The sequence below is a fragment of the Povalibacter sp. genome, from assembly GCF_036520495.1.
Taxonomy (GTDB): Bacteria; Pseudomonadota; Gammaproteobacteria; order Steroidobacterales; family Steroidobacteraceae; genus Steroidobacter.
This window is the reverse complement of sequence record NZ_DATDJO010000018.1, coordinates 180,123-195,470: the sequence shown is the minus strand read 5'-3', so window position 1 is coordinate 195,470 and position 15,348 is coordinate 180,123. Positions and strand designations below refer to the sequence as shown.

The window sequence follows — 15,348 nt, the reverse complement described above, 5'->3', positions numbered from 1 at the left end:
CCATCGCCGACTGGCGGCTGGCCACCGGCCAGTTCGGCGAGCGCAAGGAATTCGACCTGGCGAAGACCACCGTGCGCGAACTGAATCAGTACCTGCATCGCGACCTGCCGGTGAATTCGCTGCCGCGCATCGTCGTGGCCAACCCCGACGGCGCACATTCGATTGCCGCCGGCATGAATGCGCTGGTCACCATCGAGATCAACGGTCACGTCGGCTACTACGTCGCTGGCATGAACAAGCACGCGCGCGTGACCGTGAACGGCAACGCCGGTCCCGGCGCGGCCGAGAACATGATGTCCGGACTCGTGCGAATTCGCGGCTTCGCCTCAACCAGCGCCGGTGCGTCAGCGCGCGGCGGCGTGTTGATCATCGAAGGCGATGCATCGCTACGCTGCGGCATTTCGCTCAAGGGCGGTGACATCGTCGTCGGCGGCAGCGTCGGCAGCTTCTCCGCCTTCATGGCGCAGGCCGGTCGCATGGTGATCTGCGGCGACGCCGGCGATGCGCTCGGCGACTCGCTGTACGAAGCGGTGATCTATGTGCGCGGCGAAGTGAAATCCATCGGCGCCGACGCCCAGTTCGAACCGATGACCGATGCCGATCGGGCAGCCGTGGCCGAACTGCTCTCGGTTGCCGGTTTCAAGCACGACCCGAGCGAATTCAAACGCGTGGCGTCAGCGAAGAAGCTGTACCACTGGAATGCGGATGCGGAGCAGGAATACTGAGATGGAAGGTTCATACGGAGTTCACGGAGCGCACGGAGTTGCAGAAATCCGGTTCCTTGCTGCGCCTTCGGGTGAGTTCCTTCGACCTGATCTCCGTGTTCTCCGTGAACTCCGTGTGAAACATCTTTGCCTTTTCTGGTGACAAGCCATGACTGTTGAATCCCTGGAATCGAGCGCCGAACCCTCCAATCTCTCGCGAGAGGAGTCTGCGAGCTTCGATCGCGCCACCATCGACTACGTGCAGCGCGCATCGGCGACCGGCCTGTATGAGATTAGGGGGCTCGGTGCGAAGCGTCGTGTGCCGCATTTCGATGATCTGGTGTTCCTCGGCGCGTCGCTGTCGCGTTATCCGCTGGAAGGCTATCGGGAGAAGTGCGCGACCAGGACGCTGCTGGGCACACGCTTCGCCACCAAGCCGATCGAGTTGGCGATTCCGATCACCGTGGCCGGCATGAGCTTCGGTGCGTTGTCGGCCAACGTGAAGGAAGCGCTGGGTCGCGCCGCGACGGAGATGGGCACATCGACCACGACCGGCGACGGCGGCATGACGTCGGAAGAGCGCGACTCCTCCAGGACTCTCGTGTATCAGTGCCTGCCATCCCGCTACGGTTTCGATCCCGACGATGTGCGGCGTGCCGATGCGATCGAAATCGTGATCGGCCAGGGTGCGAAACCCGGCGGCGGCGGCATGTTGCTCGGCCAGAAAGTGAATCCGCGCGTCGCGAAGATGCGTACCTTGCCCGAAGGTGTCGATCAACGCTCCGCGTGTCGGCATCCGGACTGGACGGGGCCGGACGATCTCGCGATCAAGATTCGCGAACTGCGTGAGATCACCGACTGGGAGAAGCCCATCTATGTGAAGGTCGGCGCCACGCGCGTGTTCAATGACGTGAAGCTGGCCGTTCACTCCGGCGCCGATGTGATCGTCGTCGATGGCATGCAGGGCGGTACCGCAGCCACGCAGATCGTATTCATCGAACACGTAGGCATTCCGACACTCGCCGCGCTGCGCCAGGCAGTCGATGCGCTCGAAGATCTGAACATGCGCGGCAAGGTGCAATTGATCATTTCAGGCGGTATCCGCACAGGAGCCGACGTTGCCAAGGCGCTCGCCATGGGAGCCGATGCGGTGTCCATCGGCCAGGGCATTCTGTTTTCGCTGGGCTGCAACAGCCAGTCGTATGTCCAGGACGGCCGCCATCTCTCTGCGGTCGCGGACTATCACGCGATCGGCGCAGCGCCGGGTTTCTGCCATCACTGCCATACGGGCAAGTGTCCGGTCGGTGTCACGACCCAGGATGCGGTTCTCGAGAAACGCTTGCAGCCTGACGTCGGCGCGAAGCGCGTGAAGAACTATCTCAAGACGATGAGCATGGAACTGACCACCATCGCGCGGGCCTGCGGCAAGCAGGACGTGCATCACCTCGAGCGCGAAGATCTGGTGGCACTGACTGTCGAGGCGGCAGCGATGGCGAATGTGCCGCTGGCAGGAACGAACTGGGTGCCGGGTCGGACCTGAGGATCAGGAGTGGGAGGGAGACGGTACACATAGGAGCACAAAGAGGAGGGTACAAGAGAGTGCAAAGTCTGCAGCTCGAAGAAACCATTCCTGGCTCTGCTTTGTGTGCTCTTCTCTTCTGTGAATCAGGCTCAGGGCGAACGCGGTGCACTGTTTGTGAAGAAGAGCCCCGCGGGATCAGACGCCCACGCAGCGATTGCGTCCGCCTTCCTTTGCTTTGTACAAGGCCTTGTCCGCGCGATCGAATGCGGCTTCCGCGGAATCGCTCGTGAGCAGTGCGGTCAGGCCGCTCGATATGGTGATGGAGACCGGTGTGCTGCGGAAATGGAAGCCGATCTGGCTGACCGCGTTACGCATCTCCTCGACAACCTGCAGCGCATCCTCCAGCTTCGTACCGGACAGGATCATGACGAACTCTTCGCCGCCATAGCGGGCGACGAAGTCGGTGCGGCGCACCCGGCCCGACAGGCATTCGGCGACGGCGCGTAACACACGATCGCCTGCTCGATGCCCATAGGAGTCGTTGACACGTTTGAAGTGATCCACGTCCAGCACGGCAATGCAGGCCGGATGATTGAACCGCTGGCAGCGATCGAGCTCTTCCCTGATGCGCTTGTCGTAGGCCAGACGATTGGAAATCTGCGTCAGCGGATCGATCGTGGCGAGACGCTGCTCGTCCCGCAGCTGGCCGTGCAGCAGCCTGGCTTCGGATTCCAGCGCCGCGATTCGTGAATGCATCTGGTCGCTGCGCGAGTGCATCTCATTGGCCAGCGCTGCCTCGCGCAGCCGGAATTCCTGCAGATGCTGGTCGATGGAATCCAGACGGCTGCGAACCAATCGGCGGATCTGTTGCAGATCGTCGGCGGACTCGACACTTGCGCCCATGGCTTGCATCTCGCCCGTGAGCTGCATGCGCAGCGTTTCGCTGCTGGCCTGCGCCTGGCTCTGCGTCTGGCTCTGATCGGCAACGAAGCGTCCGACCTCGTCCAGTTTGCTCACCATGTGGTTCAGCAGGGTTTCGAGCTCCTGCCGGGCATGTTCGATGCGACGGATTCTCTGGCCGACCATCTCGGTGAGCGAGGACAGGATTTCCGGCAGTTCATCATGTGGCAGCGCGCCCAGTTTCGCGTCGATGGCGTCGGCCCGACCGGCGAGCGCGGTATCGCGACGCAGTTCGATGAGCAGCGTCGAGAGAATCACGCGAACCCGCTCGTCGACGACGCTGGCTGTGGGGGCGGCCGTCACTGATGCGTGCGCTGTGACCGGCGTGATGGATATACGTCCATCGAGCGCCTGGATGGCTTCGGTCAGCGCGGGTGTGATCCGGTCGAGTTCTTCCTGCGGAGCTTCGCGCCTGATCGCGATCTGCAGTCTGGTCACCTGCTCATCGAGCTGCGCCGACTGCCCGAACGAGGCCGTGCAAAGACGTCCGGCAAGACGCTTCAGCGTCGCCTCCATGGCGCGATACTGACGATGCTCGCTTTCGAGCGAGCTCAGGCTCGCGAAGTATTTCTTGCGCCAGTTGTCGGCTTCGGGGACGGCCGTCTTCACAATGCAATCCAACAGAGGATGGTGGGAATGCGCGGAATCATCCACCGTCGTACGCGCGCGTGATGAGTCGTGCGTCAAGGATTCCATGTCTGCATTCAGCGCTTCGCGCGAGAGCAGCAGACAGCATGCCCAGGTCGGGTGTGTCGATTCCCGGAATCCAGAATAAGACGCGTGTGAGGCTAAAGTTTGCACGCGCGCTGCCGATGCAAGCCCTCGGCAAAGTTTCCAGTGAACTCTTCCGGCAGCCTGGATCTCGGCGCCCCCGTTGCGCACTCATTGCCATCGGCTGGATATGGGTGGGCAGTCAGGTACATCTCAAGTCCTTCGTCACGCCGTCGGCGTTCAATGACGCGATCCCGATGGATGCCGTGGTCGTTGCCTGCGGACAACGGTGACGACCGCGCGTGCAGTGCGATGCGCTCACTGCCATGCATCAACAGAAGGTCCCTCGTCGCTTCGGATTAATCGACCGACGGTCGATGCAGCGCGGGGACGCGCTTGCATCACTGTGGTCCCGACCCGACCGAGGTGCCTGCACTCCCTTTCGCATTCGTGTATATCTGCGCGATTCCTTTCGATTGCCGGGGCATCGCACATGAACCGCAGAGACGCATTGCTGGCGCTGGGCGCCTTGCCGTTGTTCGCGCAGGCGGCCACCAGGTCGCTGCCGACCATTACAGTCAACAAGACTCCGACGTGCGGATGCTGTGGCTTATGGGTCGCGCACCTGCAGAAGTCCGGCTTGCAGACGCAGGTGAAGGATTTCGACGATCTCACCGTCATCAAGGAGCGGCTGGGCGTACCGGCGTCGCTGAGTTCCTGTCACACGGCCGAGGTCGACGGCTATTTCATTGAAGGGCACGTGCCCGCTGCCGAAATCAAACGATTGCTGAGTGAGCGCCCGCGAGCCAGAGGGCTCACCGTTCCCGGTATGCCTGCCGGATCGCCTGGCATGGAAGTGCCGTCGGGAAGAGTGGATCGCTACGACGTGCTGCTCGTGAACAAGGAAGGTGGAACGTCGGTATTCGCGACGTACGGCGACTGACGCTGTCGCCGCCAGGCATGTGCATCCTCCGATGCGATGACAGTCAGGGGCTGTCGTGCAATTCGACGCGCAGCTTGCCCAGTCCCGATTTCGTCAGAAAAACGGCAGTGTCCTGCATGTAGCCGCGCCAGAATTTCTCGGCATCCGCTGGCTTGTTCCGCGCGATGAGGTCCAGCACTTTCGCGTGTGCGACCACCGATTGTTCCATGCGACGCCTCACCGCCTGACGTTCCGGGCTGTTGCCCGAGGCTGATATTCGCGGAAATATATTAGACACCATCCCCTTCAGTATCCCCAGCAGCAGGGACAGGACGTGGTTCTCCGACAACTGACCCAGGGTGGAGTGGAATTCGCTGGCAGCGGCCAGCACCGCCTGGTAGTCCTTGCGCTGCAGTGCTTCCTGGTGCAGCGTCACGTAACGTTGCAGGGCCCTGACATGTTCTTTTTTGACCCGGCGCGCGAGCATGCCTGCGAGCGGCGGCTCGATGAGCATGCGTGCCTGGTGGATGTCGGTCAGCGTGGTGCCGTGACTTGCCAGGTACATGATGCTGTGGCGCGCAGCGGCGTCCACCGACGGGCCGAGCACGGTCGCGCCTGAACGGGCGCCGCGACCCAGCCGAATCAGCGTCTCTGACTCGAGTACGCGCAGCGCTTCGCGCAAGGTGGGACGGGAGATGCCGAACTGGTGGAGCAGTTCGGTTTCGGAGGGCAGCGTATCGCCGGCGTTCAGCTCGCCGTCGGCAATCTGGCGTCGCAATCGCTCCACAACGATGTGAGAAAGCTTGGGAGCCTGAATGCGCTCGCTCGGTTTGATGACGCGCTGCACCGCTTTCGAACTCGTCGCCGATTTTTTCATGTGTTCTCCATGCTTCCAGCGCGATGCTTCCAGCGCGTTGCTGGGGCGAGTCTGCCACGCTTCAACAGTGCCAGCCAGATTCACCTCGTTTACTTAGTTAGTACGCAATTCTGTATACAGCCATAAGCAGGGAATCTTGCAGATGAAGTCTTTCGCCACGGAACCAGGCAACAGCGTTCTCACTGCTTCTGAGGAAAGGGTCCCGATGACCTTTCATCAGTGCTGTATGCAACAGTCGTGAGGTCGGCCTGCGCAGGTCGTGATGCTGCGCAAGATTGAGCAAGGCCCGGCGGCTCGGCAGTTCTGTGATGCCTTGGTGACTGACCGATGTGTCGTCCACCCTTCCAGCCAGCCCGGAACGATCCCGACCCAGGTGCGTCCCCGTATCCCACACCTTTAATAATGTCGCAGGATTGATTAGTTTTAGATAGTAGCAAGAATTATTAGCATCAATATTCATCCTGGACACGGTAATCAGTCGTGTTGCACTGTGTCGAAGGTACTCCGATATGACGAGCCGCAGGACAGCACGACATCAATGGCAACTACCTCGATCTGTCCAAAGGCGTGAACCATGAAATCGGCTACACCGCGCCAGCGAACTATTCGATGACGTTCGGCTACAAGTTCTGATGCCAGAGCCCACGGGTGGTCTGAACGATCACCCGGTCGCCTCGCGGGGCGGTTGACCGGTTAAGGGCAAGCGCTGACTATCGTGCCGATATCAACAGCCCGTCCCAAAGGCGCAGTTCACGTGTCCACTCCCGAATCCGCTCTTGCTGAAGCCATTGCTGCCCACCAGGGCGGTCGACTCCCGGAAGCGCTCGCCGGTTATGAGTCGGTATTGCGTGAGCGTCCGGACGACCCCGATGCGCTGCACTTCTTCGGCATGCTGCATTTCCAGCTCGGTCGTGGCATCGATGCCGTGAAGCTGATCGGACGCTCGCTCGATCTCATGCCGGGCAATCCGCATGCGTGGAACAACCTCGGCAACATTCTTACGTTCCAGGACAAGTTCGCCGAAGCGCGCGAGGCCTGGCGGCGCGTCATTGCGATCGCGCCGGGGATGGCGGAGGCATGGTTCAACCTCGGCGTGAGTCTGCGCGACTCGGGAGACTATGAGGCGGCCGTGAAGCATCTGCAGATGGCGATCCAGCAGCAGCCGACGTTCGTGCGCGCCTACGAAAGCCTCGGGCAACTGTTCTATCGTCTGGGCGATTTCGTGCAGGCAGCGGGCGCCTATCGCCAATGGCTGGCGCTGGATCCGGACAACCCGATGGCCCGCCACATGGTTGCAGCCACCTCTGGCGTCGACGTGCCCGAACGCGCCGACGGCGAATACGTCACGAAGCTTTTCGACAGATATGCGCGGCACTTCGACGTAAATCTTCGGGAGCTCGGCTACCGCGCCCCCGAACTGGTCACGTCCATGCTGTCCGCGGTGGTCGATCCCGCTGCGAAGCTCGACATCCTCGATGCCGGTTGCGGCACGGGACTGTGCGGCCCGCTGCTGCGGCCGCTCGCGAGCAAGCTGATCGGCGTGGATCTGTCGTCGAAGATGGTCGATCTGGCGCGCGAACGCGGTGGCTACGACGAGCTGGTCGTCGGCGACCTGTGTGCGTTCATGACCTCGCATCCGGCGCAGTTCGATACCGTCGTCGCCGCGGACACGCTCGAGTACTTCGGCAGCCTCAAGGCAGTCTGCGAAAGCGCGGCCATCACGCTGCGCCCCGGCGGTCTGTTCCTGTTTACCGTGGAAGCGCTGCCCGAGGACGCGGCGGAACCTTACAAGCTCGAAGTACACGGGCGCTATGTGCATCGGCCGAGCTATGTGACTCAGTCGCTCCAGGAAGCGGGGTTCGAAGTGTTGCAGCTGGGTCTGGAAACACTGCGTGTCGAGCGCATGCAGGACGTGAAGGGACTCGTGGCGCTCGCGCAGCTCCAGGGATCGGCGGTCGCATGACACGGGGCACTCCTTTCTGCCTGCGCGTCGCCGCTGATGGCTGCGTCCGGGTCCAGGCCGTGAAGTAGTTGCTGCTGCGTCCGATGAAGCCAAGCAGGTACTCGAATGGCTTTTGCCGGGTGCTGCTCGCGGTGCTTTGTGTGCCGCAGATCGCCATTGGCGCGCCGCTGCACCCGTCGGAACGCTACGGCGCAGTGCTCTATCAGGACGACTTTCGCGAGGGCCTGTCGCAGTGGCACATCGAATCCGAGCGTCCCGGAAGAATCACGGCGCAGATGGGTGTGCTGGAAATCGATGTGCCGGGCGGCGCGACGCTCTGGTTCAAACAGCCACTGCGAAGCCCGGTTGCCATCGAGTTCGAGGCCACGGCCGTGAAGGCTCGCGGTCGCAATGACAGGGTGAGTGATCTCAACTGCTTCTGGATGGCCAGCAACAGCGACGCAACCACGCCGGTGTTCTCTCGGAGGCGCAACGGACGTTTCGACGAATACGACACGCTGCGTGCTTACTATGTGAGTCTCGGCGGCAACGAGAACACGCGCGCGATTTTTCTGCGCTACAACGGCGAACCGGTACGGCGGCCGTCGCTTCCCGAGCATGAGGCCAGCACGGCGGATGCACAGCTTCCGGCAAATCGCAGCCAGCTCATCACGCTGGTGGCGAGCGGCAGGCAGATCGAATACTGGCGCGATTCGCGCCGACTGTTCGAATTCGCCGATGCCGAGCCGTATCGGGAAGGATGGTTCGCCATCCGCACGACCCAGAGCCACCTCAAGATCGCGCGCCTGCGGATCTATGCGCTCAATCCGGCGCGTTAGCGTGAGCCTGTAGCAACGGAAACTCAGACCGCAGTTCTTGAGGAATTCCGGCAACTGCCTCTCTCTTGAGGGCAGGTGGGGTCGGGAGACCTCCAGTCAGGGTTCTCGTCCTCCGCCTGAGGCAAATTGCAGGTCTTTCTACGGCCCTATCGCACGACCGTGTCGAACTTGGCAGAATCCGGACGGTCCGATTCTGCTTGTGGGCGCCTCGTGGCAGACTGAAGAAGCATGCAACGTCTTATTTCACGCAGACTTTTCCTCGGAGCAACGGCAGCCGGCGGCGCGCTGCTTGCTGCGCTCCCGGCGTCCGCGGCAGCCGTATCCCCAACCTCGGTGTTCGACCTGGCGCGGCGTGAATTGCAGCGCCTCGGCAGCAGCATTTCGCTGCATGATGTCGTCGGTGTCGCCGACTATTCGCTGGCGTCCGCCCAACCGCGCTTCCATCTGGTGAACATGAATAGCGGTGCGGTCAGCAGCCATCTCGTCTCGCACGGCCGCGGCTCTGATCCGCAGCACAGCGGTTTTGTCTGGCGCTTCTCGAATCTCGAGGGCTCGAACGCCTCATCCGAAGGCGCGTACCGCACCAGCGATCATTATTACGGCAAGCATGGCCGCTCGATGCGGCTCGTCGGCCTCGATCCAACCAACTGCAATGCAGAGCAGCGTGCCATCGTCGTACACGGTGCGTGGTATGTCAGCCCGCTGATCGTGCGTGAACGCGGTGTTCTCGGTCGCAGTCAGGGCTGTTTCGCATTCGCAGAGTCCGAGCTCGACACCATTCTCACGCGGCTCGGTCCCGGGCGCCTGCTGGTCTCGACCAAGCTCTGATCCACCTCGGGATTCTGCGCCCGCGCTCTCGCTCTTTGATCATGGCCCAGTGGCACTGACTTCCTGGTGCCAGTAGCGATTCAGCGGGTACACGCCCCTGGAATGCGCGCCAACGACAACAAACCATAAAGGGAAGCGTCATGATTGGTTACGTCCTGCCTGGCACCAATGCTCCGTGGCGCGCCAGGCGCAATCGCGTGCCACGCCATGCCGGATGAGGGGCAACGAAGCTACGGTGCACTGCGCGCGGCACTGATCGGATACGGCACGATCGCCTGTGCGTACCTGCTGCCGCACGCAGATCACGGATTGGTTTCGGCGCGCAATCTGCTGATCGCCGGGATACTCGTCCAGCTGGCGTTGCTGCTGGTGCAGGCGCTCGTGCGTCGTCACGTGAGTGACCGGGAAATGGCTGCCCAGGTATCGGCTTTGCTCGAGCTGATCGGCGATGCAGCGACCGTCCTGCTGTTCGCGCTCGGCACGCTCGGTCCGGTCTTCAACGTCGGAAGTACGGTTTAGCCGATTAGCCATCCACGCTCACCGTATTCCGCGGACGTTGTTACCCGTTCACGGTTCATGCGGGCACAATCGTTGTCTCGACAACAACCGGGGAAGCAGCATGGATGTCAAAGCACAATCAGCCGGCGGCAAACCACCCACCTGGTTCCGGATCGTTGCCGGTCTCGCGCTGGTGTGGATGCTCATCGGTGTCATGTCCTGGGTGATGGATCTCATGACCGACGAGGCTGCGATTGCACAGATGAGTGAGGTACAGCAGCAGCTGTATCGTTCGCGTCCCGCATGGATCTTCGTCGTCTACGCCATCGCCATCTTCAGTGGCCTCGCGGGGGCCATCGGACTGCTGATGCGCAAAAGTTGGGCAGTGACTGCATTCGTCGTGTCGCTGATCGCCATCATCATCCAGTTCGGATACACCTTTCTCGTCATGGATGCGATCGGGCTGCTGGGCCCCGCGGCCGCGGTGATTTTCCCGCTCGTCATCTTCGCCATCGGCGCGGCACTGCTGTGGCTCGCGATGCACGCGAGAAAGTTCGGCTGGATCACGGCCTGAGATGAATTTTTCACGCAGTCTTCCGTCATTGAACGGGTGTATGGGGCGGATGGCGGAGTTGTACTGAAGACGACGACAGGGTCTGCCCGATCGCCTGTGGGGATCGTCTGTCCTAGCCTGTACGGCCGTTTGTTCGGAACAAAACGAAGTAAGGAACATGGGCGAGTCTTGCGGCGCACGCCGCCGGCCGAGGGAGTGAGCGCGTGACCGGTTCGATTCGATGGCCCTGGTATGTCCTGGCAGCATGGCTCGTTGCCGGCTGTGCGGCGCCTGCGGTTCGCGCACCGGAATCCGTGGCGCTCAAGACCCGGACGTTTTCTGCTGCGTATTCCTCATTCAACGCCCAGGTGCTCAGCGATGCGGGTGCGCTCGACACGAGCTTTCGTGCATCGCTGACACGCCCAGAGGAGATGGCGACCCGCCTGGAGTCGGCCTACACCTACCGGTTTGCAGATTCGCACGAGCAGCTGCGTGTCGGGGACAGCGTCAGCAGCAGCGGTATGTGGGGTTCCGCCGTTCGCTACGGCGGCATGCAGTACGGCACCAGAACCACCACCCGCAGCGACGTGATCACGACGCCGGATCTTGCCACTGGGGGGCTGGCGGTTCTGCCCACCGTGGCCGACGCGCTGCTCATGACGGGCGATCCGGGCTCGTCTCTATCGCAGAACAATCCCTCGGTGACGCGGGCGTGGCGCACCGGCGACCTGATCGCGCGCGATGCGCTCGGCCGGTCGATGGCCATCGATGCGCCGCTGATTGCGAGCACCCGTCTCGCGGAGCCGGGATGTTCCGATGTATCGGTGGGCGCCGGACGCGTGCGTCGCGACTATGCGATCACGAGCAATCAGTACGGACCGACCTTTGCCAATACCACCGTCACCTGTGGCTTGCCGCTCGGCTTCACGGTGGAGGGGCACGGCGAATATCTGGCGGACAGCGTGACCGCGGTCGGCATCGGCGTCGCGCGCCGTCTCGGATCGCTCGGCGTCGCATCGCTCGCCTACGCTTCGAGCCAGGCCGACATCGGCACGGGCTGGTTCGCCAAACTCGGCTTCGAGCGGCAGGGGGATCTGTTCAGCATCGCGCTGCGGTCGCGCTTGCAGAGCCGCGAGTTCCGCAGTGTCGGCGCGCTGAACACCGACGATCCGATCATGCAGCGCGACCTGGCAAGCGTCGGCGTGAACGTCATCGACGGTGCGCGTCTGTCGGTCGCGTACGCAACGCAGGTCACGTGGTCGCGCGAGCGCATGAACTTCATCGCCCTGCAACAGAGTCTCAACATGGGGCGGGGCTCGTTGTCCATGAGCGCCGGACACTCGCTGGCAGATAACTTCGGCTCCTCGGTGTTCCTGTCCTACAAGCGTCCGTTCGGCTTCGGCGTGCGTGCAGCGCCTTCGCTCATCGACGAGTTCATTCCGCTGTTTCCAGCGACGTCGTCCGACGACGGCATCGAATAGCGCGCCGCGTCACGACCCGTCTATAGTGCGGCGATGGCGCAGGATATTGCTTCACCGCCGGCATCGACTCCTCTTGCGGCACTCGCGCCGCTGAGCTTTCCGGTATTCCGTTCCATCTGGCTCGCCAGTCTCGTCTCCAATTTCGGCAGCCTGATTCAGTCGGTCGGCGCGGCGTGGATGATGACGTCGATCGCGACATCGGTGGACATGGTGGCGCTGGTGCAGGCTTCGCTGACGCTGCCAGTCGTGCTGTTGTCGCTGATCGCCGGTGCGATGGCAGACAGTTTCGATCGACGCAGAATGATGCTGGCGGCGCAGGCCTTTCTGCTGATCGTGTCGGTCAGCCTGTCGGTCTGTTCCTGGCTGCAGCTGATCACGCCCTGGTTGCTGCTGACGTTCACGTTCCTCATCGGCTGCGGCACGGCGCTCAATGCGCCGGCATGGCAGGCGTCCGTGGGCGACATGGTGCCGCGATCACATCTGCCGGGCGCGGTCGCGCTGAACGCCATGGGCTTCAGCATCGCCCGCAGTCTCGGGCCCGCTCTGGGCGGTGCGATCGTCGCCGCCGCCGGCGTGGCGGCGGCATTCGCGATGAACGCGGTGAGCTACATCGGACTGATCGTCGTGCTGCGACGTTGGCGACCGCCCACCACGCCGCAACTTCTGCCGCGCGAGTCGTTGGGCATCGCCATCTCGGCCGGCGTGCGCTACGTCGCGATGTCGCCGTCGATCCGCACGGTCCTGATCCGCGGCCTGATCTTCGGTCTGGGATCGAGTTCCGTCGTGGCACTCATGCCCCTCGTCGCCAAGCACCTCGTTGGCGGCGGCCCCATGACCTACGGCGTGTTGCTCGGTGCGTTCGGTGTCGGCGCAGTGGGCGGGGCGTTCATGAGTGCGCCGTTGCGCGAGCGGCTCTCGACCGAGCAACTCGTGCGCGTGTGTTCGCTGGCGTTCGCCGCAGTAGGCGCCGTGAGCGGCCTGAGCCCGAGTCTCGCTCTCACGATGTTCGTCATGCTGTTCGGCGGCGCGGCGTGGATCCTCGCGCTGTCGACCTTCAACGTTGCAGTGCAGCTCTCGGCGCCGCGTTGGGTCGTGGCCAGGGCGCTGTCGCTGTATCAGATGTTCGTCTTCGCCGGGCTCGCCGGCGGCAGCTGGTTGTGGGGCGTCATAGCCGATGAATACTCGATCGCCGTCGCGCTGGTCGCCGCCGCTGTCGTCATGCTGGCCGGTGTAATTGTGGGGCGCTGGCTGCCGCTCGCGCAGGCGCAGGAGATCGATCTCGATCCGTTGCGTCCGCTGCATCAGCCGCAGACCGCCGTGCCCGTCGAGCCGCGTACCGGCCCAGTGGTCATCACCATCGAATATCGCATCCGCGAAGAGGACGTCCTCGAATTCCTGCAGGCCATGGCCGAGCGCCGCCGCATTCGTCGCCGCGACGGTGCGCGCAACTGGGCGCTGTTGCGCGATCTGGGTGATCCGCAGCTCTGGCTGGAGCGTTACAGCACGGCGACCTGGCTCGACTATGTTCGTCACAACAGTCGCATGACCAAGGACGACGCGCTCATCCCGCAACGGCTGATGGCGTTGCATCAGGGGCCGGAGCAGCCCGTGGTCCGACGCATGATCGAAAGGCAGACAGGCTCACTGCCGCTGGCAAGCGATTCATCCGCACACGATCTCGCGGAGCCGATGATCGATCCGGGCCGCTGATCCGGGCGCACACGTTCCAGGTTTGAATCAGGGAACGACGCTCCACGCGCTGTGTGAGAGATATCGTCGCACGTCAATCCAATGGATAACCTTTCTCCCACTCCGGTTCTGGCCCGAACGTTTCGGCCAGAAAGTCCACGAAGGCGCGCACCTTCGGCGAGAGATTGCGGCGCTCCGGGTACACGGCGTAGATCGCAATGTCGATCGGGCGGAATTTACAGAGCAGCGGAACGAGCTCACCGGAGCGCAGCTGCTCGCCGACATAGAACGTCGGCAGCATGACGATGCCGGCGCCCGACACGCACGCGGCCCGATTCACCAGGCCATTGTTGGTCTGCAGTGAACCCTTGAGCGGCACCACATGCGTCTCGCCCTGCTCATCGACGAGCCGCCATTCGCGCGCGTGACTCAGGAACGAGTACAGGATGCAGTTGTGTTCGAGCAGATCCTCGGGCCGTTCCGGCGTGCCGTGCTTCTTCAGATACGCGGGCGATGCGCACAGCACCTGGCGGCAGGGCACGATCTTGCGCGCGACCAGGCTCGAATCACGCAGATTGGCGATGCGGATCGCGACATCGAAACCTTCCTCGATGAGATCGATCTGGCGATCGTCGAGGCTCAGTTCCAGGTGCACGCCGGGATAGCGATCCAGAAACGTCTGCAGTTTCGAGCCGAGCTGCAGGATGCTGAACGACATCGGCGCCGAGACCCGCAACGTGCCGCGCGGCTCGGTCTGAAAGCGCGCTACTTCCAGCTCCGCGTTCTCGATCTCTTCCAGCGCCCGTACGCTGCGGCGATACAGCTCCGATCCGGCCTCGGTGAGGCTCAGTCGCCGCGTGGTGCGATTGAGCAATCGCGCGCCGAGTTTTTCCTCGAGACGCGTGACCGACTTGCTGACCACCGGCTGCGACATCTCGAGCGCATCCGCTGCCGCCGTGAAACTTGAAAGCTCGACGACCTTGACGAAGATGGCGATGTCGGTGAGGGATTGCATCTGGAAGGCCCTAGGAGCTAGTCGGAATGGGTACTGATTCCCCATTCTCCGCTGGGCTAGTGCCTGGAACCTAGCACCTGGTGCTCTCCTCGGAATAAATCCCATTCCCTCCGCCCCGATGATCCCTGACCGGCGCGGGCCTATCTTTTCCGCCACTGAATCACGGTATCGAGGTGGCGGTGATGTTGGACCAGGACCCACGGCAGGCGCGGGAGTTCTTCGCCCAGAAGCTGCTGTACACGACCGGACCCTGTGAACTCGACGGGCAGATACGGCGCAAGGAACGAATCACGATCGTCGATGTGCGCCGGGCTGAGGATTACCGCGCCGGCCACGTTCCCGGCGCGCTCAATCTGCCGCAGGGCAAGTGGCATACCCACGCAGGCCTGTCGAAGGATCGCGCGACCGTCCTGTATGGCTACAACCAGACCTGCAAGCTCGGTGCGCTGGCGGCGTTCGAGCTGGCCTCGGCCGGCTTTCCGGTCGTGGAAATGGAAGGCGGTTTTGAGGCGTGGCAGCGCGAAGTGAGGTGACGGCCGACGGACGTCGGCAGGAGGGCCGTGGGCAGGGAAGCCGCTGGCAGGAAGGCCGCGAGGCGCGGCAGGTCAGATGAAGACGAAGATGAAGAGATAGGGCCAATGCTCTGCCTTCTTCTCTGACCTGCCGACAGGCCCTCTTGCGGCGAAGTCGCCTTCCTGCCGGTCTACCGGCCCCCTGCCGCGTCTTCGCGGCCTCTCTGTGTTTCCGCGATGTTTCTGAGCAAAGAAAAAGGGCCCGTCCATCGCTGAACGAGCCCTTCCTTCATCA

General features: G+C 62.8%; 14 protein-coding genes. 11 read left to right on the top strand and 3 right to left on the bottom strand.

Annotation, left to right across the window (positions count from 1 at the left end; genetic code table 11):
- Positions 1 to 17: 17 nt before the first annotated feature.
- Complete coding sequence (locus VIZ63_RS06110) at positions 18 to 725, top strand: protein glxC (protein ID WP_349261136.1); 708 nt, start codon at positions 18 to 20, stop codon at positions 723 to 725.
- Between the two features lie 148 nt (positions 726 to 873).
- Positions 874 to 2,244: an FMN-binding glutamate synthase family protein gene (locus VIZ63_RS06105; RefSeq protein WP_331608643.1), complete on the top strand. Its 1,371-nt coding sequence runs from the start codon at positions 874 to 876 to the stop codon at positions 2,242 to 2,244.
- A 177-nt stretch (positions 2,245 to 2,421) separates the two neighbouring features.
- Here the strand turns inward: VIZ63_RS06105 and VIZ63_RS06100 are convergent, their stop codons facing one another.
- Positions 2,422 to 3,795 (bottom strand): diguanylate cyclase, encoded by a 1,374-nt coding sequence (locus tag VIZ63_RS06100; protein ID WP_331608642.1) that lies wholly within the window; start codon positions 3,793 to 3,795, stop codon positions 2,422 to 2,424.
- A gap of 595 nt (positions 3,796 to 4,390) precedes the next feature.
- Between VIZ63_RS06100 and VIZ63_RS06095 the strand changes: the two genes are divergently transcribed.
- Positions 4,391 to 4,840, top strand: coding sequence for a DUF411 domain-containing protein (locus VIZ63_RS06095; RefSeq protein ID WP_331608641.1), 450 nt, complete (start codon positions 4,391 to 4,393; stop codon positions 4,838 to 4,840).
- A gap of 43 nt (positions 4,841 to 4,883) precedes the next feature.
- Here the strand turns inward: VIZ63_RS06095 and VIZ63_RS06090 are convergent, their stop codons facing one another.
- Complete coding sequence (locus VIZ63_RS06090; protein ID WP_331608640.1) at positions 4,884 to 5,696, bottom strand: FadR/GntR family transcriptional regulator; 813 nt, start codon at positions 5,694 to 5,696, stop codon at positions 4,884 to 4,886.
- A gap of 754 nt (positions 5,697 to 6,450) precedes the next feature.
- On the opposite strand from VIZ63_RS06090, the gene VIZ63_RS06085 reads away from it, so the two are divergent.
- From VIZ63_RS06085 to VIZ63_RS06055, 7 genes are all read left to right on the top strand, one after another.
- On the top strand, positions 6,451 to 7,659 hold the full coding sequence (locus tag VIZ63_RS06085) for a tetratricopeptide repeat protein (RefSeq protein WP_331608639.1): 1,209 nt from the start codon (positions 6,451 to 6,453) through the stop codon (positions 7,657 to 7,659).
- A gap of 83 nt (positions 7,660 to 7,742) precedes the next feature.
- Complete coding sequence (locus tag VIZ63_RS06080; RefSeq protein ID WP_331608638.1) at positions 7,743 to 8,477, top strand: DUF6250 domain-containing protein; 735 nt, start codon at positions 7,743 to 7,745, stop codon at positions 8,475 to 8,477.
- 228 nt (positions 8,478 to 8,705) lie between these two features.
- Positions 8,706 to 9,305, top strand: a complete 600-nt coding sequence (locus VIZ63_RS06075; protein ID WP_331608637.1) for a murein L,D-transpeptidase catalytic domain family protein — start codon at positions 8,706 to 8,708, stop codon at positions 9,303 to 9,305.
- Positions 9,306 to 9,512: 207 nt separating this feature from the next.
- Positions 9,513 to 9,824 (top strand): hypothetical protein, encoded by a 312-nt coding sequence (locus VIZ63_RS06070; protein ID WP_331608636.1) that lies wholly within the window; start codon positions 9,513 to 9,515, stop codon positions 9,822 to 9,824.
- A 100-nt stretch (positions 9,825 to 9,924) separates the two neighbouring features.
- Positions 9,925 to 10,377 (top strand): hypothetical protein, encoded by a 453-nt coding sequence (locus VIZ63_RS06065; protein ID WP_331608635.1) that lies wholly within the window; start codon positions 9,925 to 9,927, stop codon positions 10,375 to 10,377.
- A gap of 203 nt (positions 10,378 to 10,580) precedes the next feature.
- Entirely contained in the window at positions 10,581 to 11,837 is a 1,257-nt protein-coding gene (locus tag VIZ63_RS06060; protein WP_331608634.1) for a hypothetical protein, read from the top strand.
- Positions 11,838 to 11,870: 33 nt separating this feature from the next.
- Positions 11,871 to 13,547 (top strand): MFS transporter, encoded by a 1,677-nt coding sequence (locus VIZ63_RS06055; RefSeq protein WP_331608633.1) that lies wholly within the window; start codon positions 11,871 to 11,873, stop codon positions 13,545 to 13,547.
- Positions 13,548 to 13,620: 73 nt separating this feature from the next.
- On the opposite strand, the gene VIZ63_RS06050 is transcribed toward VIZ63_RS06055, so the two are convergent.
- Positions 13,621 to 14,541 (bottom strand): LysR family transcriptional regulator, encoded by a 921-nt coding sequence (locus VIZ63_RS06050; RefSeq protein ID WP_331608632.1) that lies wholly within the window; start codon positions 14,539 to 14,541, stop codon positions 13,621 to 13,623.
- A 182-nt stretch (positions 14,542 to 14,723) separates the two neighbouring features.
- Here VIZ63_RS06050 and VIZ63_RS06045 point away from each other — a divergent pair, with 182 nt between their 5' ends.
- Complete coding sequence (locus tag VIZ63_RS06045; RefSeq protein ID WP_331608631.1) at positions 14,724 to 15,074, top strand: rhodanese-like domain-containing protein; 351 nt, start codon at positions 14,724 to 14,726, stop codon at positions 15,072 to 15,074.
- The last annotated feature ends 274 nt before the right edge of the window (positions 15,075 to 15,348 follow it).